This is a genomic window from Streptomyces sp. NPDC005962, assembly GCF_040629205.1.
GTDB lineage: Bacteria > Actinomycetota > Actinomycetes > Streptomycetales > Streptomycetaceae > Streptomyces.
The window spans coordinates 89,770-110,649 of record NZ_JBEXVE010000007.1 but is presented as its reverse complement, the minus strand read 5'-3'; the positions used below and the strand labels follow the sequence as shown (position 1 = coordinate 110,649).

The following is a 20,880-nucleotide window of genomic DNA, read 5'->3' as shown; positions in this document are numbered from 1 at the left end:
TCACCCCCTCCCCGGTCGCCGGGCGCCTGCCCCTGGTTCGGCGGACGGTTCCGGGCTCCCGTAGGCGTCCTCCCAGGACACCACCGGGTTGCGGAGCACGCCAAGACCCTCGATCTCGGCCTCGACGACATCGCCCGGCCGGAGGTAGTGGGCGAACGGGTCCGCGGTGCTCGCCGCGACGCCCGCGACCGTGCCGGTGGTGATGATGTCGCCCGCGCTGTAGGTCTGCGGGGAGTGGTAGGCGACCAGTTGCGGGATCGACACCGACATGCGGGAGGTGTTCGACTTCTGGCGTACGTCGCCGTTGACCCTCAGCTCCATGTCGAGGTCGTGCGGATCGTCGATCTCGTCGGCGGTGACGAGGTACGGGCCGATCGGGCAGAAGGTCTCGATGGCCTTGGAGAAGGAGAAGACGCCCGACTCCATCTCCCGGCGCTGGATGTCCCGGGCCGTGATGTCGTTGAAGACCAGATAGCCCGCGATGTGCTCGGCCGCCTGCTCTGCGGAGAAGAACCGGCCGGGTCTGCCGATGACCACGGCGAGTTCGAGCTCGTAGTCGACTTCCTGGGTGAGGTTCGCCGGGTACACGATCGGCTCGTCGGGGCCGATGATGGCGTCGACGTTCTGGAAGAAAACGATGCCCTTGTTGACCGGGTGGGACCAGTTCACGCGGGCCAGGTCCTCATGGTGTTCCCGGAAGTTCCCGGCCGTGTGGAAGAACTTCTTCGGCACGATCGGCGCGCGTGGCCGTACGTCGGCGAGAGCGAACGTCCGCCCCGTCTCGCCCACCTGTCCCCCACGTTCGAAGTACGCACGGGTGGACGGCACATCGAGTTCCACGACCGTCCCGCCGTCGAGCCGTCCCACCAGCCCCGCGCCGGAACCGGCGGTGGTCCGCGCGTCGAACGTCACCAGCTTCATAGACCCCGACCTCCCTCAACTGTCGACAGACAGCGTGCATTGGGCAGGAATGACCGTCAAGAGGTGCGCGAAGTGTGGACACAATTCAGAGCGTGACGTACGGTCCGGAACATGCGGACGCCATGGGACTTCACAGGTACACGTGCGCTGATCGCCGGAGCGGGCGGCATCGGGTCCGCGGTGGCGGGGGCCCTTGCGGAAGCGGGCGCCCGGGTGCTCGTCCTCGACGTCGACGAGGCGAAACTGCACAGGACCACGGCGGAGGACGCCGGTCCCGGGTCCGTCGACGGCCTGCCCGCCGATCTCACCTCGGCGGACGCCTGCCGCTCCGCCGTCGCCGACGCGGCCGGACTCCTGGGCGGCATCGATGTGTTCGTGCACGCGGTGGGCGTCAACGACCGCCGACCGGTGCTCCATACGCCCGACGAGGTGTGGGAGCGGATCACCGCGATCACCCTCGACAGCGCCTTCTGGCTGGGCCGGGCCGTCGGCGCGGTGATGGTGCCCGCCGGATACGGCCGGATCGTGTACCTGTCCTCCGTCTCGGGGCTGCTCGCACACCGGGACCACTCCCCGTACGCGGCCGCCAAGGGCGGCGTCAACCAGCTGATGCGGGTGATGGCGCGCGAGTGGGCGTCGAGCGGCGTCACCGTCAACGCCGTCGCCCCCGGCTACACCGAGACCGACCTCACCCGTGAGTACCTCGCCCGGCCCGGTATGCGCGCGTCCCTGGAGGCGCTCGTCCCCGCCGGGCGCCTCGGCCGCCCAGCGGATCTCACCGGCCCCGTTCTCTTCCTCGCCTCCGACGAGGCCGCGTTCGTCACCGGGCAGGTGCTGTACGCGGACGGCGGCCGCACCCTCGTCTGACCCGGGCGGGCCCCCTTGCTGTCCACCATCCTCCTGGAGACCGTATGAATGCCGTCCCCGAACGTTTCATGGGCAAGACCGTCCTCGTCACCGGCGCGGGCACCGGATTCGGCGCCGAGATCGCCGTACGGGCGGCGCGGGAGGGCGCCGATGTCGCGGTCCACTACCGCGGCTCGCGCGCGGGCGCGCGGGCGACGGCCGAACGGGTGACGGCACTCGGACGCGAGGCGTTCGTCGTCCAGGCGGACATCTCCGAGCACGACCAGATCCGGCGTCTGGCCGACGAGGTGTGGGACCGCTTCGGCCGCCTCGACGTGGCGATCAACAACGTCGGCGACGTGGCCCGTGAGCAGATGTCCTGGCGGGACCTCACCGAGGAGTCCGTCGACCATGTGCTCGCGGTCGACGTCAAGGGCACGCTGCTGTGCACGCACGAGTTCGGGGCGCGGATGCTGCGGCAGGAGGGCGGGGGCGCCATCGTCAACATCGGCTCCACGGTGGTGGTGCGCGGCAGCGCCCGCGCGCCCCAGTACGCGGCCGCCAAGTACGGCATCATCGGCCTCACCAAGTCCTACGCCCACGCCTTCGCACCGGATGTGCGGGTGAACGTCTTCGCGCCCGGCTTCATCGAGACCCCGGCCACCCTCGGCCGCGAGGACTGGAAGAACGGCCGCGGCGACCAGCTCCGGGCCGCCACCCCGATGGGTCACATCCCCGAGCCCGAGGAACTGGCCGGGGCCGCCCTGTTCCTCGCCACCGAGGACGCGCAGCACATCACCGGCGGCTTCCTGGTGGCCGACGGTGGCTACAACATGATCGGGGCGTAGGCGGCACACCGGCTCCCCGCGAAAACTCCGGCCCCCGGGAACACGGTTCGCATCCCCCGGGGGCCGGTTCGTGTCCGCCTTTACGACACGGTCAGCGTGAGCGCTCCCGTGTACGAGCCGCCCGCCCTCAGCTCCGTGACCGTGCCGTCGACCGTCAGGGTCACGGTCTGGCCGGGCGGGGCGTGGACGGCGGCGTCGTCCGCGAGGGTCAGCGCGCTCAGGTGGGACGTCCCGGTGACCGTCCATGCCGAACCGGCGCCCAGGGCCACGATGACACCGTTGTTGACCACCGCTCCCGGGGTGTTGGCCACCTCGCTGATCTCCCGGTACTCCGCCGAGGTGATGGTGGCGACCCTGTGCTTGACGGTTGTGGCGGAGATGACGCCGCGCACGGTGCAGCGGGTGAAGGTGAGGTTCAGGTTCTGCCCCTGGAGGTTCGCGTTGCCACCGCCCCGGACAGCGTTGTAGAAGTCTCCCCTCAGCTCGATGTCCGTGAAGGCGGCCTTCGCGTCGGTGGCGTGGGCGGAGGTGGCATCCCAGCTCGGCGACTTGGCGGGCGCTCCGGTGGGCTCGGTGTAGGTGCCGATGGTCTCGGTCTTCCACGGCTTGCCCGACACCGTGACGCTGCCCGGCCGGTCGGTGTCCATGAGCTGGAAGACGACGCCGTTGCCCGGCCTGATCGAGGCGCCCCGGGAGCCGTCCACGGTGAGGGACCCGGCGACCGCCTTGCACATGAACGCGGTCCCGCCCGTCCGCACCCGGGTGCCGCCGTCGATGGTGACGCTCCCCGCCGCGTACCACAGCACCATGAAGCGCCCGGCGTCGACGGTCGTCGCCCGCTCCGGCAGATTGCTCAACTCACCTGCGGTCAGTCCGAGTTCGAGCGAGGTGTTGAGGGCGGCGACCGCCTTCCTGGTGCTGTCACCGTAGTGGGCCGAGGCGCCCCAGTGGATGAGGGCGTAGTCGCCGACGTGGAACCGGCAGCCGAGGAAGTGCTCGGTGACGTTGCCGATGGCGTACGAGCCGTAGCCCTGACCGCCGGTGTTGGCGATCGTGCTGTTGATGGCGGTGAGCGTGCAGTCGCTGCCGCCGTCGACGGACAGCGCGCCCCATTTCTCGGACGAGATCCGGGAGTTGATGTACGAGGCCCTGGTGCGCGAGCCGAGCAGATTGGTGGCCCGTACGTTGCCCGACAGGCCCAGCATCCACGGCACGGTGACCATGTACCGGGTGTCTCCGGTGCCCGAGGCCGGATACTCCTCGGGAACGGTGCCGTCGGCGCAGTGCACGGTGGAGTTCTTGACGATGACGTTGGCGGTGGCGTCGGCGATGACCGCGGTGCGGACGACGCCCTCGTTGCGGATGGTGGCGCCGTCCAGGACCAGGGTGGTGCCCTCGCCGGTGCCGACGACGGAGGCGCCGTAACCGATGAAGTCGCAGCGCCCGTTGCCCGCGAAGGCGATCTTCGGGTGGGTGAGCGTGTACGTGCCGCCGCCGGTGACGTAGACCCCGTTGCACGACTCGCCGTTGGACAGGAGCGCGATGTCGCGCGCACCGGTGTCGGTGACGGTGCCGCCCAGGACCCCGGAGGGGACGGACTTCGCCTCGTCCACCCCGTCGGCGTCCACGTACAGGGCCTGACGGAAGGGAAAGGTCAGGTCGCTGAAGGCAACCGGGGTGGCCTCCGCGACCGTGAGCACGACCCTGCCCCGGTAGGTACCGGCGGCTATCGCGGTGGCGGCTCCGCCGTGGCCGTCGGTGAGCGTGGCGAGTTCGGCGCCGGTCTCCGCGCCGTTGACGGTCAGCGTCAGGCTGTATCCCTCCGGGGCGGTGATGGCCCCGCCCTCCTCGATGGCGAGGACTTGGGCCCGGGTGGTCTTCGTCAGCTCCAGGGTCTCCCCCGCCGCGACGGTGATCCGCCCGCCGGTCGTGGTCCGGGGACGCGGCGCGGCCTGTGCGGCCGGTGCGGCGAGGGCGGGTGACAGGGCTGCGGCGACGGCCACGAGCAGGGCGCGGGGGCGGGCCCGGTAGGTGACCTCACGAGTGGGTTCCACGGTGAACTCCCTTATGTCTCACTGCACTTGTTTTTCAGGCAGGGCCGACCGGCGAATGCGCGCGAGCACGCGTGTGCGCAGCTCGGCGAACCGGGGGTCCGCCCGGGTCGACAGCTGGTCGCGCTCCGGGCCCAGCGGCACGGTCAGCGTGTCGAGGACGCCGGTCGGCTTTCCGCCGAGGACGATCACGCGGTCACCGAGGTAGACGGCCTCGTCGATGTCATGGGTGACGACGATGACGGTGATGCCCAGCCGTCGGCGCAGCTGGAGCGTCAGGTCCTCCAGGTCGAAGCGGGCCTGGGCGTCCACGGAGCCGAACGGCTCGTCCATCAGCAGTACGGGGGCGTCGTAGGCGAGTCCGCGCGCGATCGCCACCCGCTGCTGCATACCGCCGGAGAGCTGCCAGGGGTACTGGTCCCCGACGTCCGCGAGTCCGACGGTGGCCAGGCACTCCAGCGCCCGCCGCCTGCGTACGGACTTCTTCACGCCCCGGCCCTGGAGCGGGAAGGCCACGTTGTCCCAGACCCGCATCCAGGGCAGCAGCGAGCCCCGGTAGTCCTGGGAGACGACGGTGATGTCGGTGTGCGGCTCGGTCAGCGGCTCGTCGCCGTAGCGCACCGCGCCGGATGTCGGCCGGGTGAGCCCGGCGAGGCAGCGCAGCAGGGTCGTCTTGCCCGCGCCGGAGGGGCCCACGACGCACACGGCCTCCCCCGGGTCCACGCGCAGGGACAGACTCGCGAGCACCCGGTGCTCGTGCGCGCCCCGGCCGAAGCTCACGCCGAGGTCTTCGACGTACAGACTGCGTCCGCGTGTCATACGGCGGCTCCGTTGCTCTTCTCGACGGCCCGGCGGGTGTGTGGTGCGCGCTGGTGGTACCAGCCCAGCAGTGCGTACTCGACCAGCAGGAGCAGTGCGCTCAGGACGTAGCCGAGGGCTCCGATCAGGATCGTGCCGGCCCAGGTCTCGGCGACGTGGAAGCTCGATCCGCTGCGCAGGATGAAGTTGCCGAGGCCCACGGCCGATCCGTAGATCTCGCCGACGACCATGAGGACGACGGCGACGGACAGGGCCACCCGGACACCGGCGAGGATCTGCGGCAGGGCGCCGGGCAGCACGACCCGGCGCAGGCGCAGCCACCAGGGGATGCGGTATCCGCGCGCGGCCTCGTGCACGGCCGGGCCGATGGCGCGCACTCCGCTGACCGTGTTGAGCAGGATCGGCCACACCGAGCCCAGGAAGATCAGGAAGATCTTCGGGCCCGCGCCGATGCCCAGGGTCAGGATGATCACGGGTACGAAACCCACGGTCGGCGTGGCGCGGGCGAAGTCGAGCAGCGGCCCGGTTGCCAGCCGCAGGATGGGTACGTCTCCGATGACCAGCCCCGCGCCGACACCGACGACGGTGGCGAGGGCCAGTCCGAGCACGATGTCGCGCAGGCTGAACCACAGATCGCCGAGGAGGCCGCCGCCGGTGAGTTCGCTCCACAGGACGGTGAGGACCTCGGTCAGCGGCGGGAAGTAGAAGCTGGTGCTGCCCGCGGTCGCGACGAGCAGGACGGCGCCTGCCAGTGCCGGTAACCAGAGTTGGCGAACGGCCGCTTTGACGGGCGCGCGGTTCATCGCTCCGCCCCCGCTTCGGTGTGCGACGGCGGGCGTCGGCGCAGCAGCCGGTGTTCGGCGAGCTGTGCCAGCAGGGTGATCGAGTAGCCGATGGCGCCCGCGGTGAGGATGCAGGCGTACGCCCGGTCCGAGGCCCCGGCCTGCTGCGACTCCATGACCAGGTGGCCGATGCCCGGCAGCGTCGTGAGCACCTCGACACCGATGGCCACCAGGACGGAGGTGGTCGCGGCCAGCCGCAGCCCGGTCATAATGGACGGCACCGCGCCCGGCAGGATCACCCGTCGGAAGCGCAGCAGCCGCGGGACGCGGTAGGCCCGTACGGTCTCGTGCACGGCCGGGGTGACGGCGCGGGCGCCGTACTGGGCCTGGAGCAGCACCGGGAAGACGCAGGCGATGAAGACGACCGTGGCCTTCATACCCGGTGTCGAGCCGAGGACCAGCAGGAACACCGGCAGCAGAGCGATCACCGGGAAGGACCGCAGGATCTCCATCAGCAGCCGCGAGGACTCCTCGGCGGCCGCGTACACCCCGGTCACCAGGCCCACGGGGATGCCCACGGCGACGGCCACCGCCAGTCCGGTGACGGCGCCCCGCAGCGTGTCGCCGACGGCCTGCCAGAACGTGCCGCTGCCGACGAGGTCGCCGAGCGCCCCGGCGACGGCGGCCGGTCCCGGCAGCGCGGTCGTACTCACCACGCGCGCCGCCGCGATCAGTGCCCAGAGCGCCGCCACGGCCGCGAACGCGGCGAGCTGAAGCAGCCGTATCCGCACCATCGCGCTACTCCCCGCCGGCGGTGACGGTCGGCGCCTGGTCCCAGTACACGGCATCGTCGGCCGGTGCCTTGTCGAGCAGGCCGAAGGTGTGCATCTTCGTGATGACCGTACGCATGACGGCGGTGTCGAGGTTCTTGTCGTAGTAGTTGGTGTCGTGCGCGTCGATGAACTCGTCGGGCACCTCGGTGTACTTCTTGTCGATCGCCTTGACGGCCCCCGGGTGTTCGTTGGCGTAGGTGATGGCCTTGGCGACGGCGCCGGTGAACTTCTTCGCCGTGGCGGCGTTCGCGGACAGATACCGCTGTCCGGCGAACAGCACTCCCTGCACCATGCCGGGCAGGTCGTTCATCCCGTTCCCCATGGAGCGCAGTCCGCTCTCCTTGCCCGCGAAGTAGAACGGCCCGAAGGAGAAGACGGCGTCCGTCTTGCCGGACGTGGCGGCGTCGGTGAGCGAGGAGGTCGGCAGGGCGACGAACTTGACTTTCGACGGGTCGCCGCCGTCCTTCTCCACCAGGTACTCGCAGATGAACTGGATGGTGCCGCCCAGCGCGGAGATACCGACGGTCCGCCCCTCCAGATCGGCGAACGACCTGATGGGGCTGTCCTTCTTCACCAGCAGGCCATCGGTGGGAGCCGTCCTCGTCGTGGCGGACTGCAGGCCGGTGACGATGCGGATCGGCATGTCCTGGGCGGCGCCCTTCAGGAAGCCGGAGCTGTCGGTCATCGCGAACTGGGCCTCGCCGCCCAGAACGGACGGCGCGTTCTGCGAGGTGTCCTGCGCGCCCGCCTTGATGGTGACGTCCAGACCGGCGTCCTCGAAGTAGCCCTGCTGCTGGGCGAGGTAGAGCGGTTCGAAGATCGCGCCGTTGGAGCGCAGGACGGTGATCTTCGCCTTGCCGTCGGCGCTCGTCGCCCCGGTGGTGGAGCCGGAACCGCAGGAGGTGGTCAGGGACAGCGCGACGGCACAGGCGGTGAGCGCGAGGCCCGTCGGCCGCCGCGTGATTCTCGAGGTCTGCATGGTGCGACTCTCCTTTGGTGCGACGGGTGCGACGGGTGCGGCGGGGCGCCGGGGGCGACGGGTGCGACGGGTGCGACGGGGACGCGGCGTCAGCTCGTCCGGGCCTCGGCGGCGTAGGCGGTGGTGGATTCCGCGGGGGCCATGTACGTGCGGAACAGGCCCTCGGGGTCGTAGGCCGTGCGGATCTCCTCCAGCCGTGCCGCGTTGGCCGGGCTGAGCCCGTGGTCGAAGCGGTCGGCGAGGTTGTTGTCGGAGAACTGCAGGCCCGCGGAGAGGTGCTGGACGGCGGCGAGGTGGCCGTGCGCCCACCGCTCGTGTGCCAGGTCCTCCGCCGGGTCGGACCAGCCCGCGTTGGGCGAGAGATAGACCTTGGCCTGGCTGGACCAGCAGGCGTCTCCCCGCTCGGGATGGCCGCCCCAGAGCATCCACAGCACATGGCTGGTGGTGTCGGGGAGGGAGTCGAACAACGGCCGTGCGGCGTCCAGGATCTCCTTGGCGGGCGCGTCGCTCCAGATCCCGTCGAGTGCCCAGCGCAGTCCGGCCGGGGTCATCCGGTCGGCGTAGTCGTACAGCTCCGCCATGGTGGTCTCCGCGGCCACCACCGCGCGCAGGGCGCGGTCGCGGAAGGGGGCCTCCTCCAGGGAGATGAGCGGGTTCGCGCCGTCCGAGAAGGCGGTGGCGGTGACGGAGACGGTCCGCCGGTCCGGACCGTCCGGACCGGACGCACTGCGCCCTTCCGGGGGCAGGCCCCCGGCTCCCCACCCGACCTTCACCGAGAACTCGACCTCCCGGGGCAGCGCTTCGAGCATGTCGTACGACCAGGCCAGCACCTCGTCGCGGAGCTCCGGCGGGTAGCTGTGGACGGTCCGCAGGATGCGGCGCGGGGCGTCGTGCAGGGCGAGATGGAACCGGGTGACGGCGCCGAAAAACCCGGGACCGCTCCCCCGCGCCGCCCACAGCAGATCCGGGTGGCTCGCGTCGGTGGCGTGTACCAGGGTGCCGTCGGCGAGGACCACGTCGACGGCGGTGATGCTCAGGCAGGCAGGCCCCAGACGGCGGGAGTTCCAGCCGTAGCCGCCGCCGAGGAGGAAGCCGCCGAGGCCGACGGTGGGCGCGTGTCCGGTGGGGAAGAACAGGCCGTGCGGCGCGAGGGCGTCGAGGAGGGCGGGCCCCGTGACCGCGGGCTGCACGCTCGCCGTCCGCGCCGTCGGGTCGACCGAGAAGTGCTGGAGGCGGGAGAGGTCGAGCAGCATCCCGCCGTCCCGTACGCCGTTGCCCACCCAGCTGTGCCCGCCGGAGCGTATTCCGATCGCCATCCCCGCGTCGCGGGCCATGCGCACGGCCGCGACGACGTCCTGCTCGGTCTCGGCCAGCGCGATGACATCGGGATACCGGTTCGGCTTGCGCTCGTTCCAGACGGCGTCGAGGCGGGCCCCTTCGTACGCCGCGTCACCGCGCGGGACGAGCGCGCCGTGGGGCAGTCCGTGCATGACCGTCTCCTCACGAAGGTTCGACTCGGGACAGTACTGTCGACACTTTGCAGCTTCAAGGGGTCCGGCACGGAAATATCCGGCGGCTCTGCCGACACTAGCTCTGCCGACACCATCCGTGCGCTGCGAGATCACCGGTCGTCGGACACCGGATCGTCGGATGGCGGCGGGAAGTCGAAGAGTTCGGCGGGGTTGTCGACCATCAGCCGTCTCAACCGCGTGGGGTCCGGGGCGATCCGCTCGACGAGCTCCACGAGCAGCCCGTCGTCCGGCGCCTCGCCGACGATGTTGACGTGCGGATAGTCGGTGCCCCACACCACCCGTTCGGGCGCGTGGGCGACCAGGGACGCGGCGAGTGCGACCCCGTCGGCGTACGGGGGCCCCTGACGGGAGACCCGGTCGACACCGCTGACCTTGACCCACACCTGCCCCGTGTCGAGCAGCGCGCGCAGGCTGCGCGGCGCCGGACCGTCGCGCCCCGAGGCGAGGTCGACGCGAGCCATATGGTCGACCACCACCCGGCCGGGCAGCCTGCGGACCATGTCCTCCAGCCGGGCGATCCCGTCGCCCCGCACGTGGAGTTGGGCCGCCCAGCCCAGCCCGTCGACCCGCCCGAGGATCGAGTCGATCTCGGCGCGGGTCGGCGCCGTCCGCAGGTGGGGCAGGAAGTTGAGCCGGAAGGCCCGTACGCCCGCGCGGTGCAGTTCCTCGATCTCGGCGCGGGTCGTCGTCTCCCCGACGAGGGCCACGCCGCGCAGCCGTCCGCCCCCGCCCGCCAGGGCATCCAGCAGGACCCGGTGATCGCTCCCATGGCAGGAGGACTGCACGACGACGGCTCGGCCGATGCCCAAGTGAGCGTGCAGAGCATGGAGTTGCTCTTTGGGGGCATCGAGCGGTGTGAAGGTGCGCTCAGGTGCGTACGGAAAGACGTCCGTCGGCCCGAGGATGTGGCAGTGGGTGTCACAACTGCCGGGCGGCAGCCGGAGTTTCGGGGTGCGGGGGCGGGGATGCGGGGGCGGGCAGCCGACCGAGGGCACCGGCCCGACGAGGCGGGCGAGGGGTTCAGTCACAGCGTGCCGTCATTCCGCCGTCGACGACGATCTCGGTGCCGGTGACGAACCGGGCCTCGTCGGAGGCCAGATATAACGCGGCGTAGGCGGTGTCGCGGCCGTCCCCCATGAAGCCGAGCGGAATCCGGGCCTGCCGCTGCGCGAGCAGCCCGGCCACGTCCCCGCCCGCACGCTGGAGGGCGAGGCGGGCCTCGACCATCGGGGTGTGCAACTGCCCCGGGACGACGGTGTTCACGCGGACACCGTCCGGCGCGTACTGCACGGCGGTGACCCGGGACAGCTGGATGACCGCCGCCTTCGCCGCCGCGTACCCGACCTGCGCGGCACCGGTCCAGCGCAGACCGGAGCAGGAGGCCGTGTTGACGATGGCGCCTCCGCCGCGCCGCATGACCGGAATGACGTGCTTGCAGGCGAGGAAGGCACTGGTGAGGTTGGTCCGGAGCTGACCGTCCCAGTCCTCCACGCTCAATTCGGCCGCTCCGCCAGGCTGGGAGCCGCCCACGTTGTTGACCAGGATGTCGATCCGTCCCGCGTGGCGCGCCGTCTCCTCGAAGTACGCCTGGACGGCGTCGGGTTCGGTGACGTCCAGCACCTGCGTGTGCGCGGTGCCGCCCTCCTCGCGGATCTGCCGCGCGGTGACGTTCAGCGCGCCCTCGTCCCGATCGGTGAGGTACACGGTGGCGCCTTCGCGGGCGAAGAGAACGGCGGCCGCACGGCCGTTGCCCCAACCGGGCCCGACACTGCCCGCACCGCCGACGACGGCGACCTTCCCGGCGAGACGTCCCTGCCGCGGCGGCCGGTCGGGGTGTTCGTCTGGCGCGTCCTGAACCACAGGGGCCTCCCTCGGTGGGGCACGGTCGGGCACGGTCGGGATCGAACTGCCGACAGTGTGAGCCAAGTGTCGACAGAAAGTAAATATTGATGGCGCTCGATCCCCATATCTTGCCCATGGTGTCGACAGTGAACTTGAATAGTCCACGACAGCGACTCACCGCCGGAGGACATCCATGGAGAAGCCGCCCGTGTTCACCCCCGAGGAGGTCGCCCGGTTCCGCGACGAGCTACGGTCACGCCGGACACCGGGCGCGTATGAGCCCGGCCGCTGGTCGGTGAGCCCGCTCAACCGGCGTACGGACGTCACCGGTTCGCTGCCCACTGCCGTGCGGCTACGGGACGCGACGCTGCGCTCGGTGGAGACCCTCCCGGGCGTCGTGGCGTCCGCCGAGGCGAAGCGGTCGTTCCTGCGCCGGGTGGTGCGCACCAGAGTGCCGGATGTCGTCACCGCCGGACTGGCCGGGCGCGACGACGGCGCACTCAGGGCCGAGGTGAACATGGTGAAGGACGAGAACCCGGACTGCCGGATCGTCTGTCCGCTGATGCGCTCGGCCGAGGATGTCGACCGGGCGGCGCGGGCCGGGTACGACGCCGTGCAGGTCTGGGTGCAGGGCTTCGGCGAAACGTCCCTGATCTACCAACCGGCGGTCTACGCGGCCGCCTGGCGGGGCGAGGAGTGGCGGAACCCGGACACCCCCCGCCACCGGACCGCGGTGCTGGACACGGCCGCCCGGCTCGTCCGGTACGCGCGCTCCCTCGGCCTCGACGTGATCGTGCCACTGCTGATGGTGTCCTACCTCACCGAGGACGCGCACGAGGAGGCCGTCACCGCGCTGACCGGGGCGGGCGCCACCGAACTGACACTGTTCGACGGGCCGGGCGCGATGAGCCCGGAGGCGTACGCCCACCTGACCCACCGCACCCGGACCCTCGCCCCGGACGTCGAGGTCGGGCTGCATCCGCACAACACCTTCGGCCTGGCCGTGGCCTGCGCGGTGGCCGCGGTACGGGTCGGAGCGACGGCCGTCGAACTCTCGGTCAACGGCTACTGCGGCGGCCCCGGCAACGCCGATCTGGCCGCCACGGCACTCGCCTTCGAGGCCCTGTACGGGATACACACCGGCATCCGCACCGAACTCCTGACGGACCTCGCCCGCTCCGGCCAGGAACTGACGGGCTACCGCACAGCCTGGAACCATCCGGTGACCGGAACCCACGCCTTCTGCTGGGGCGGTCTGGACATCATCACGCAGGAGACCGGGATCGACCCTCTCCTGCACAACTGCCTGGAGCCCGCCCTGGTCGGCAACGAACGCAGGATTCCGTTCACCCCCGACAGCGGCCCTTTCACCCTGGCCGACCGTCTGACGACACTCGGCATCGACCCGGCCGATCCCGCTGCGGTGGACGAACTACTGGTGCACGCACAGGAGTTGATGGCCCGCGAAGGCCGCCTGCTCACGGACGAGGACCTGGTGACACTCTCGGGAGTCGTGGCCGCGCGGGTCAGGTGAACCAGCGGCGGCCCTGCCCGGTGAGTACCCGGCCGAACTCCAGCTCGGGGAAATGAGCGCCGACGCCGATGGTCGCGTCGTCTTCGAGTTCACGGAACAGCCGCTCGCGGACCCGCCGCGCCAGCTCGGGATCGACGTCGCCCATGGACCGCCAGGTGGGTTCGTCCAGCTGGACCGGACAGACGACCGCGTCGCCGAGCAGAATCGCGCGGCGCCCTTGGGAAGCGACGATGACACACAGGTGCCCGGGGGTGTGTCCGGGCGTCATGGTCAGGGTGATACCGGGCACCACGGTGGTGTCCCGGTCGAGCAGCTGGAGGCGGCTGCCCTGCTCGGCGGTCGTCTTGAGGCCGTCGCGGATGTGGTCGGGCATCGCCCCCTTCGGGTCGTCGACGAAGTGGTCCCAGTCCCCGGCGCCGAACCAGATGGTGGCGCCTGGGAACACCGGGTCGGCGTTGCGGTCGAAAAGCCATCCGCAGTGGTCGGAGTGGAGATGTGTACAGACGACGTCGGTGACGTCGGAAGGCGCCACACCGATGGCCCGCAGCCCCAGCAGAAGCTGGCCACCGACGAGCAGCCGACGGGGGCTGTGGTCGTCGATCGCGGGCCCCATTCCGGCGTCGACGAGGACAATGCGGTCACCGGTGCGGACGAGGAAGCAGCCGATGGGCAGCCAGGCCATGTCGTCGGGCCGGAGGAACAGGTCCTCGTGGCCTTCGGGGTGGGCGTGCTCGCCGAAGTAGGCGGGCGAGGCGCGAAAGGTCCCGTCGGTGAGGGGATGGATCTTGATGTCACCGATCTGCATCATTCCTCCGGCACCTTGCTGCCGACCGTGTTGCGCAGGGCGCCCAGGCCGGTGATGGCGCACTCGACGACGTCACCCGGGGCGAGGAAACGGGGCGGTTCGAAACCGATGCCGACGCCTGCCGGGGTGCCGGTGGCGATGATGTCGCCGCTTCGCAGGGTGATCCCTGCGGAGATAACGCTGATGAGCTCCGGGATGTCGAAGATCAGGTCGGAGACGGGCGCCTTCTGGCGGGGTTCGCCGTTCACCGTGGAGGAGACCTCCAGGGTCCCGGGGTCGCCGATGTCGTCGGCGGTGACCGCCCAGGGGCCCATCGGTGCGAAGGTGTCCAGGGACTTGCCGAGCAGCCACTGCTGATGGTCCCGTTGCAGGTCCCGGGCCGTGACGTCGTTGATGATCGTGTACCCCCACACATGGTCCAGGGCGCGGTCTACGGGGATGCCGCGTCCGCCGCGGCCGATGATGACGGCCAGCTCCGCTTCGTAGTCCAGGTCGGATGTGACCGTGAGGTGGGGGTCGATCTCGTCGTACGGCCCGGTCACCGCGGTGGGGACCTTCGAGAAGACGATCGGTACGGTCGGCATGACATCGACACGGTCCGGGTGTTCGTAGCCGGAGCGGCCGAACTCCCTTACGTGGTCACGGTAGTTCTTGCCGACGGCGAACAGGTTGCGGCGCGGCCGCGGGATCGGTGCCAGCAGCCGGGGCGTGTCCACCACGGGCAGATCGGCGGCCGCGGCGATCACGGGCCCGAGCTGCTCCCACGCGTCGATGACGTCGAGGAGCGTGCGGGCGCCGACCACCTCACTGAGGTCGCGGACCCTGCCCTCGGTGTCCATGCGGCCGAGGGCCACGCGCTCGGATTCGGTGAATGTCACCAGCTTCACGGGTCAACCTTCTTCTGCATGCTTCAAGCCTCATGCTTCATGCTTCATGAGATGAACTGGGCGGGGCGGGGACTCCGCCCCGCGCGGTCACGCCGTCTTCGGCCGCGGACGCCAGGTGCCGTCGAGCGGGACACCGGCAGCCGCCGCCACGTGGTCGCGGGATGCCACCAGTCGTGCCTTCAGCGCGGACAGGTCCACGTCCACCAGCACGCCGTCCCGCTTGACGACGCGGCCCGCCACCAGGACCGTGTCGACCAGTCCGGGGTGACCGGCCGCAACGATCGTGCCGACCGGGTCGGTTGCCGGGAGCACGGTGATGTCGTCGGCGCGCAGCAGGACCACGTCGGCGTCCTTGCCGGGGGTGAGGCTGCCCGTGCGGGCGGCGAGTCCGAGCGCGTGGGCGCCGTCGACGGTGGCGAACTCCAGCAGGTCCCGGGAGTTGAGGCCGCCGTCCAGGCCACGCTGTACGACGAAGGCGGTGCGCATGGTGGCGAACATGTCGCCACCGACGGACGGGACGTCGTCGATGGAGAGTGTCGGGCGCAGGCCGACGGCCAGCATCCGGCCGGTCATCGGCCAGCCGAACCCCATCTTCAGCTCGACGTCCGGGCTGATGGACACCGAGCTGCCGGTGTCGGCGAGCATCCGCAGCTCGTCGTCGCCGAGCCCGGTGGCGTGCACGAACGTCGTGGTGTCCCGCAGCAGACCGTGCTCATGGAGGTCGGCCACCGGGCGGCGGATGCCTTCGGACTCGACGTGCAGACTGGTCCGCAGGTCGAGTTCGGCCGCAAGCTTCAGTTCCTCGGCGACGGTGTCCATGGAGGTGGCCTCCGCGCCGCGCAGCCCGAACGCCATGGTGACCAGGCCGTCCCCGGGAAGCGCGGAACGGACGCGGCGGATCTCGGCGTCGACCGAGCCGGTGGTGCCCCACCCCGCGCCGTGGCAGAAGACCGACCGTCCGGCGATGTCGCGCAGCGCCGCGACGGCGGCGTCCGCGTGCTCGGGGGTCGGCACGCAGTGGAACCAGTCCAGCATGGTGGTCACGCCGGAGTGGAGGGCCTCCAACCGGCCGAGCAGGGTGCCCAGGTAGACGTCCTCGGGCCGGTAATGAGCCTTGAGCGTGCCATGCGTCGCCACCGCCCACTCGGGGAACGTCCAGTCCGCGCCGATGCCGCGGAACGCGGTCTGCCAGGTGTGCCGATGGGTGTCGACGAAGCCGGGCATGACGATCCGGTCGGTCGCGTCGATCACCTCGGCATCCGGAGCCTCGATCGTCTCGGCCACCTCGACGATCACGCCGTCCTCGATCAGTACGTCACCGCGTTCAAAATCGCCGACAGCCGGGTCCATGCTGACCACGGTGCCGCCGGTGAGCAGGAGCCTCATCTGAAAATTCCTCCACGAAAAAGGGTTGTTCTGTTCGAGTCGATGACGTGGTCAAGCCTTGTTGATCAGCACATCGGCGTGAACCGATCTCGGCAACTTTGGCAGGAAATTGCGCCGGAGCACGGCAGGAGGTTGTGGTAAGCGGAGAGATTGAGCAATAGTCTGCCCTTATGGAGGAGGTAGATCGATCGATCCTCGCCGTGCTCGAAACGCACGGGCGGATCAGCAACGCCGAGCTCGCCGCCCGGGTCGGCCTCTCGCCGTCCCCCTGCCTGCGGCGTGTGAACCGGCTCGAGGAAACCGGAGTGATCCGCGGCTACCGGGCGGAGATCGACCCCGCGGCGCTCGGCCGCGGCCTCCGCGTGTTCGCCGGTGTCCGGCTCATGCGGCACAAGCGCGACGACGTGGCCGCGTTCGAACGCGCGGTCGTCCAGCTGTCCGAGGTGGTTCACGTCCACCACGTCACCGGCAACTACGACTACCTGCTGCAGGTCGAGGTCGCCGATCTGTCCGCTTACGAGGACTTTCACACCAACCGGCTGGCCGACCTTCCCGGCGTCGCCATGGTGAACAGCTACGTCACCATGAAGACGCTCTCCCCCCACACCTCGTGAGGTGCCGGGCTGTTGTCACGGCGCCCTGACGCCGTGACAACACAGCCGGCCCGCTCAGGCACCCACGGCAGGGGCGGCGGCCACCGCGTCGGCCGCGGCGAGTGCGTCGGCCACCAGGTCGGCGGTGTCCTCCGTGCCCGCGGCCAGCCGGACCAGGCCCGGCGGAACCGAGGCGGCGATCTGGTCCTCGCTGAGCATCCCCCGCCACATGGACGCGGGGTGCACGGCCAGCGATTCCACGCCGCCGAGGCTGGCCGACCGGCGGGCGTAGCGCAGTTGGCCCAGGAACGTGTCGGCCGCCGCGAAACCGCCGGCGAACTCGATGCCGAGCGCGCCGCCGAACCCGCTCATCTGACGGGTGGCCAGCTCGTGCTGCGGGTGGGATGCCAGGCCGGGATAGTGCACCCGGCTCACGGCGGGGTGGTCGTGCAGGGCCTCCGCGAGCGCCTGGCCGTTGGCGTTGTGCCGGGGCATCCGCAACGGAAGGGTGCGCATCCCGCGCAGCAGCAGCCACGCGTCGAACGGGCCGAGGACGGCACCGGTGAGCAGTCCGGCGTCCCAGACCCGGTCCAGGAGCTCCGCCGGACCGGCCAGCACTCCGGCGGACACATCGGAATGACCGTTGAGGTACTTGGTCGCGCTGTGCCAGACCAGATCGATACCGAACTCCGCCGGGCGCTGGTTCAGCGGAGTGGCGAAGGTGTTGTCCGCCAGGGTCAGTACGTCGTGCGCGCGGGCCAGCTCCGCGACGGCGCGCAGGTCGGTGATCTGGAGCAGCGGATTGCTCGGAGACTCCGCCAGGATCAGGCGGGTCCGCGGGGTCAGCGCCTTCTCGAACGCCTCCGGGTCGGTCTGGTCCACCAGGGTGGTCGACACACCGAATCGGGGCAGCAGGTTCAGCAGCAGGGACGCCGTACCGCCGTAGGTGGACCGCTGCCCGATGACATGGTCACCGGTGGACACCAGGGCCAGCACGGCGGTGGTCAGCGCGGCCATCCCGGACGCGGTGACCATGGCCGCCTCGGTGTGCTCCAGCTCCGCCACGACGGCCGCGACCTGGGCGTGGTTCGGATTGCCGAAGCGGGTGTAGAAGTCCTGGCCTCGCCGGTCGACCGCGGCCTGGGCGAACGCCTCCGCCTCCTCGGCCGAGAACGCCGCCGTCTGGTAGATGGGCGGCGCCACGGCGCGGCTGGGGTGGACCTCGCGATCGGCGTGGACGGTGACTGTGCTGCTGCCCGGCATGGTTGCCCCTTCGTGGTCCATCGATATGACGCCGTCAAGCGTGGCCGACGGGTACCTCGAAGCGAATCGATCTCAGCAACATTGGCAGCATATTGCGCCGGGTCGAGGGCCTTGGATTGTGCTAGGGGTGGGAATCGAGCAATCCTGTGCTCAACCGGACCGCGCGGCGGATCGCGCGGCGAATCGCGCGGGCTGCGGGCCGGTCACAGCGCGATGGTGCCCCGGATGCAGACAGTCGTGGCGCCACTCACCCAGACGGCGCCGTCCGTGCCGGTGGTGATCTCGATCGTCGCGGCCCGTCCCAGCCTCGTGCCCTGGGAGACCCGATAGCTGGAGGGGCCAGATCCGGTGGTGGTGAGCCACTGTCCGACGGCAGCGTTCATGCTGCCGCAGGCGGGGTCTTCGGCCACTCCGCAGCGGGGGGCGAAGGTGCGCATCTCGAAGTCGTGGGGGGAACCGGCGGAGTAGGCCCCGATCGCGCCGACCATCGCGGTCGGGATGAGGGAGAGGTCGGGTTCGAGGGCGAGGACCTCTTCGGCTGTGGGCAGTTGGAGCACGGCCCAGCCGGGTCCGTTGTCGACCCATTGGTGGGCGAGGACACGGTCCTGGCCGATGCCGAACGCGGCGACGATCTGCTTCAGGTACGCGTCGTCGAGCGCGCCATCACGGACCAGCGGCGGGGCGGCGAAGGACAGAGCACCCTCGCCCCGGCGCACGGTGACCAGTCCGGCGGCGCACTCCTGGACGATGTGGTCGGCGTGGTGCGGCACGCCACCGCCGTCCAGCCAGGCGCGCGCGGAGCCGAGGGTGGGGTGTCCGGCGAACGGCAGCTCACCCTCGGGCGTGAAGATCCGTAGCCGGTAGTCCGCCTCCGGGACGGTGGAGGGCAGCACGAACGTGGTCTCGGACAGGTTGGTCCAGCGCGCCAGACGCTGCATCTCCTCATCGGTCACGTCCGTCCCGTCGAGGACGACCGCGACCGGGTTGCCGTGATACGGGGTCGTGGAAAACACGTCGACCTGGACGAACGGGCGGGTGCTCGGCATGGTCATCACGGCCTTTCGGTAGCGGCTGCGGCGGGTTCCGCGTGTTCATGTGTTTCGGCGGAAGCAGCTCCATACCAACAGGCGCCCGCGTCCTGGGGACATGGCCAGTTGCGACACGGTGGACTGGTCAACCGTCCGAATGCCATGCTCCCGGAGACGCGAACCGTCGGCCCGCCGGGCCGGGAACGCCACGGGGCTCGGCGGGGCGCTGTTCTCGTAGGTGTGCTGAGCCGTACCGTGATCGCATGGAGCAGCGCATCACGTTGGTCACGCTGGGCGTGTCCGATCTCGCTCGGGCCAAGGGTTTCTACGAGGCCCTGGGCTGGCGGGGGCAGGAAGTCGAGGAGACCGTGTTCTTCCAGGCGGGCGGCCTGGGAGTGGTGCTGTGGGGCCGCGACAAGCTCGCGCGGGACTGCGGGCTGGAGCCCGGGCCCGCGGCCGGGTTCGGCGGGATCGCCCTCGCGCACAACGTCCGCTCCGAGGCGGAGGTCGACACTCTGCTCGCGGCGGCGGAGCGGGCCGGTGGGACGGTCACCAAGCCTGCGGCCGTCAACGCCATCGGCTTCTACTCCAGCGCCTTCACCGACCCGGACGGCCACGCCTGGGAAATCGCGTACAACCCCGGGTTCCCGCTCGCCGAGGACGGCTCGGTCACGCTTCCCGACTTCGGGAGCCGGTAGCCGCGCTCACATGGGTGCGCCCTGGCCCTCGTGGTCGACGTAGCGCAGCACTCCCATCATGTGCCGCTCGTCGGCCTCCTCCGGGCCGGTCGCGACGGCGTCGGTCAGCCGCTTGGTGAGGGTGTCGGCGTCGATGCCGGTGCCGATCATGACCAGCTGGGTGGTGCGGGGTTCCCCGCGCTCCCAGGGCACCGGCTGGAACCGGAGGTACGCGCCGACGGCGTGGAGTCCGTACTTCCGCTGCGGGTCGGCGCCCGCGAAGTGGACGAAGCCCTTGAGGCGGTAGAGGCCCGCGGGCCGGGCGTCGAGGAATTCCATGAAGCGGCGCGGGTCCAGCGGCTCGGCCGAGGTGAATTCGACGCTCTCGTAGGCGGCGTGCAGGTGGCGGCTGTGGTCGTCGTGCTCGTCGGTGCACACATCGGCGAACGAGAGCTGCCGGAAACGCTCCTCGGGCGTGGTCCGGGGCTCGTGGTCGAAGAGGAGGCCGGGGTCGACGCGGCCGTGTGCGGCAGTGAGGACGGGCAGCCCCGGGGCGAGCTCGGCGACGGTGTCCAGGACGCGCCGCCGCTCACCCTCCCCCACCCGGTCGGTCTTGTTGAGCACGATCAGGTCGGCGTCGCGCACATGGCGGTCCAGCTCGGGGTGGCGGTCGCGGGTGCTGGGGAACTCGGCGGCGTCCACGACCTCCACCAGGCCCCCGTAGCGGATGCGCTCATTGCCGCTGGACAGCAGCGTACGGATCATGCTCTGCGGTTCGGCCAGGCCGCTCGCCTCGATCACGATGACGTCGATGCGCAGCTCCGGATCGGTGAGCCGGTCCAGCATCTCGTCCATTTCGGAGGCGTCCGCGGCGCAGCACAGGCAGCCGTTCTCGATGGGGATCATCGAGTCGACCTGTCCGGCGACGGCCATGGCGTCGATGTTGATGCTGCCGAAGTCGTTGACGATGACCCCGATCCGGGTGTCCACGCTGTCGCGCATCAGATGGTTGAGCATCGTGGTCTTTCCGGAACCCAGGAAACCCGTGATGAGAATGACCGGGATGCGTGGTGTGGCCAAGGCTCTGTCTCCGTGCGGGCGATGCGTGGGCGGTGCGGGCGGGCCGTTCATGCTATCCGGACGGCGGCCCCGGGACGGATCTCGGCCACCGGCGAACAGCCTGATATGCCGTCAGTTTCGGTGACGCCGCCCGCTTGGGCCGCTACCAGGTCGCCATCAAGGCCACAAGGCATA

At 70.5% G+C, this 20,880-nt stretch carries 20 protein-coding genes; 5 read left to right on the top strand and 15 right to left on the bottom strand.

Features of this window, described 5'->3' with window-relative positions; all coding sequences use genetic code 11:
* Positions 1-921: a fumarylacetoacetate hydrolase family protein gene (locus ABZ370_RS14210; RefSeq protein WP_358620032.1), complete on the bottom strand. Its 921-nt coding sequence runs from the start codon at positions 919-921 to the stop codon at positions 1-3.
* Positions 922-1,032: 111 nt separating this feature from the next.
* Between ABZ370_RS14210 and ABZ370_RS14205 the strand changes: the two genes are divergently transcribed.
* Together ABZ370_RS14205 and ABZ370_RS14200 are read left to right on the top strand one after the other, a co-directional pair.
* On the top strand, positions 1,033-1,788 hold the full coding sequence (locus tag ABZ370_RS14205; RefSeq protein ID WP_358620031.1) for an SDR family oxidoreductase: 756 nt from the start codon (positions 1,033-1,035) through the stop codon (positions 1,786-1,788).
* A 44-nt stretch (positions 1,789-1,832) separates the two neighbouring features.
* Positions 1,833-2,615: an SDR family oxidoreductase gene (locus ABZ370_RS14200; RefSeq protein WP_358620030.1), complete on the top strand. Its 783-nt coding sequence runs from the start codon at positions 1,833-1,835 to the stop codon at positions 2,613-2,615.
* Between the two features lie 80 nt (positions 2,616-2,695).
* On the opposite strand, the gene ABZ370_RS14195 is transcribed toward ABZ370_RS14200, so the two are convergent.
* The 8 genes from ABZ370_RS14195 to ABZ370_RS14160 all read right to left on the bottom strand — a co-directional run bounded on the left by ABZ370_RS14195 (position 2,696) and on the right by ABZ370_RS14160 (position 11,471).
* Complete coding sequence (locus ABZ370_RS14195) at positions 2,696-4,669, bottom strand: hypothetical protein (protein ID WP_358620028.1); 1,974 nt, start codon at positions 4,667-4,669, stop codon at positions 2,696-2,698.
* 18 nt (positions 4,670-4,687) lie between these two features.
* Positions 4,688-5,485, bottom strand: a complete 798-nt coding sequence (locus ABZ370_RS14190; protein ID WP_358620027.1) for an ABC transporter ATP-binding protein — start codon at positions 5,483-5,485, stop codon at positions 4,688-4,690.
* Positions 5,482-6,288, bottom strand: coding sequence for an ABC transporter permease (locus ABZ370_RS14185; protein WP_358620026.1), 807 nt, complete (start codon positions 6,286-6,288; stop codon positions 5,482-5,484). The genes ABZ370_RS14190 and ABZ370_RS14185 overlap by 4 nt, the downstream gene beginning before the upstream one ends.
* A complete protein-coding gene (locus tag ABZ370_RS14180) occupies positions 6,285-7,061 on the bottom strand; it encodes an ABC transporter permease (RefSeq protein WP_358620025.1) in 777 nt (258 codons plus the stop codon). Before ABZ370_RS14180 ends, ABZ370_RS14185 begins: the two co-directional genes overlap by 4 nt.
* Positions 7,062-7,065: 4 nt before the next feature.
* The gene (locus tag ABZ370_RS14175; protein WP_358620024.1) at positions 7,066-8,079 is read right to left on the bottom strand and encodes an ABC transporter substrate-binding protein; all 1,014 of its coding nucleotides are present in this window, start codon (positions 8,077-8,079) and stop codon (positions 7,066-7,068) included.
* Between the two features lie 89 nt (positions 8,080-8,168).
* A complete protein-coding gene (locus ABZ370_RS14170; RefSeq protein ID WP_358620023.1) occupies positions 8,169-9,569 on the bottom strand; it encodes an FAD-binding oxidoreductase in 1,401 nt (466 codons plus the stop codon).
* Between the two features lie 131 nt (positions 9,570-9,700).
* A complete protein-coding gene (locus tag ABZ370_RS14165) occupies positions 9,701-10,639 on the bottom strand; it encodes an amidohydrolase family protein (protein WP_358620021.1) in 939 nt (312 codons plus the stop codon).
* Positions 10,632-11,471, bottom strand: a complete 840-nt coding sequence (locus ABZ370_RS14160; protein WP_358620019.1) for an SDR family NAD(P)-dependent oxidoreductase — start codon at positions 11,469-11,471, stop codon at positions 10,632-10,634. The genes ABZ370_RS14165 and ABZ370_RS14160 overlap by 8 nt, the downstream gene beginning before the upstream one ends.
* A gap of 175 nt (positions 11,472-11,646) precedes the next feature.
* Here ABZ370_RS14160 and ABZ370_RS14155 point away from each other — a divergent pair, with 175 nt between their 5' ends.
* The gene (locus tag ABZ370_RS14155) at positions 11,647-12,987 is read left to right on the top strand and encodes a hypothetical protein (protein WP_358620018.1); all 1,341 of its coding nucleotides are present in this window, start codon (positions 11,647-11,649) and stop codon (positions 12,985-12,987) included.
* Here ABZ370_RS14155 and ABZ370_RS14150 read toward each other — a convergent pair.
* The 3 genes from ABZ370_RS14150 to ABZ370_RS14140 all read right to left on the bottom strand — a co-directional run bounded on the left by ABZ370_RS14150 (position 12,980) and on the right by ABZ370_RS14140 (position 16,065).
* A complete protein-coding gene (locus ABZ370_RS14150) occupies positions 12,980-13,795 on the bottom strand; it encodes an MBL fold metallo-hydrolase (RefSeq protein ID WP_358620017.1) in 816 nt (271 codons plus the stop codon). The two genes, ABZ370_RS14155 and ABZ370_RS14150, sit on opposite strands and share 8 nt — an antisense overlap.
* Positions 13,792-14,679 carry a fumarylacetoacetate hydrolase family protein gene (locus tag ABZ370_RS14145; protein WP_358620016.1) on the bottom strand — a complete coding sequence of 296 codons (888 nt, stop codon included), beginning with the start codon at positions 14,677-14,679 and terminating at the stop codon, positions 13,792-13,794. The genes ABZ370_RS14150 and ABZ370_RS14145 overlap by 4 nt, the downstream gene beginning before the upstream one ends.
* A gap of 87 nt (positions 14,680-14,766) precedes the next feature.
* Complete coding sequence (locus ABZ370_RS14140; protein ID WP_358620014.1) at positions 14,767-16,065, bottom strand: amidohydrolase family protein; 1,299 nt, start codon at positions 16,063-16,065, stop codon at positions 14,767-14,769.
* Between the two features lie 170 nt (positions 16,066-16,235).
* Between ABZ370_RS14140 and ABZ370_RS14135 the strand changes: the two genes are divergently transcribed.
* Positions 16,236-16,679: an Lrp/AsnC family transcriptional regulator gene (locus tag ABZ370_RS14135; protein WP_358620012.1), complete on the top strand. Its 444-nt coding sequence runs from the start codon at positions 16,236-16,238 to the stop codon at positions 16,677-16,679.
* Positions 16,680-16,733: 54 nt separating this feature from the next.
* On the opposite strand, the gene ABZ370_RS14130 is transcribed toward ABZ370_RS14135, so the two are convergent.
* Entirely contained in the window at positions 16,734-17,921 is a 1,188-nt protein-coding gene (locus ABZ370_RS14130) for an aminotransferase class I/II-fold pyridoxal phosphate-dependent enzyme (RefSeq protein ID WP_358620010.1), read from the bottom strand.
* A gap of 203 nt (positions 17,922-18,124) precedes the next feature.
* Positions 18,125-18,967, bottom strand: coding sequence for a PhzF family phenazine biosynthesis protein (locus tag ABZ370_RS14125; RefSeq protein WP_358620008.1), 843 nt, complete (start codon positions 18,965-18,967; stop codon positions 18,125-18,127).
* A 245-nt stretch (positions 18,968-19,212) separates the two neighbouring features.
* Here ABZ370_RS14125 and ABZ370_RS14120 point away from each other — a divergent pair, with 245 nt between their 5' ends.
* Positions 19,213-19,647, top strand: a complete 435-nt coding sequence (locus ABZ370_RS14120; protein WP_358620007.1) for a VOC family protein — start codon at positions 19,213-19,215, stop codon at positions 19,645-19,647.
* A 6-nt stretch (positions 19,648-19,653) separates the two neighbouring features.
* Here the strand turns inward: ABZ370_RS14120 and ABZ370_RS14115 are convergent, their stop codons facing one another.
* On the bottom strand, positions 19,654-20,706 hold the full coding sequence (locus ABZ370_RS14115) for a GTP-binding protein (RefSeq protein ID WP_358620005.1): 1,053 nt from the start codon (positions 20,704-20,706) through the stop codon (positions 19,654-19,656).
* Positions 20,707-20,880 lie beyond the last annotated feature (174 nt).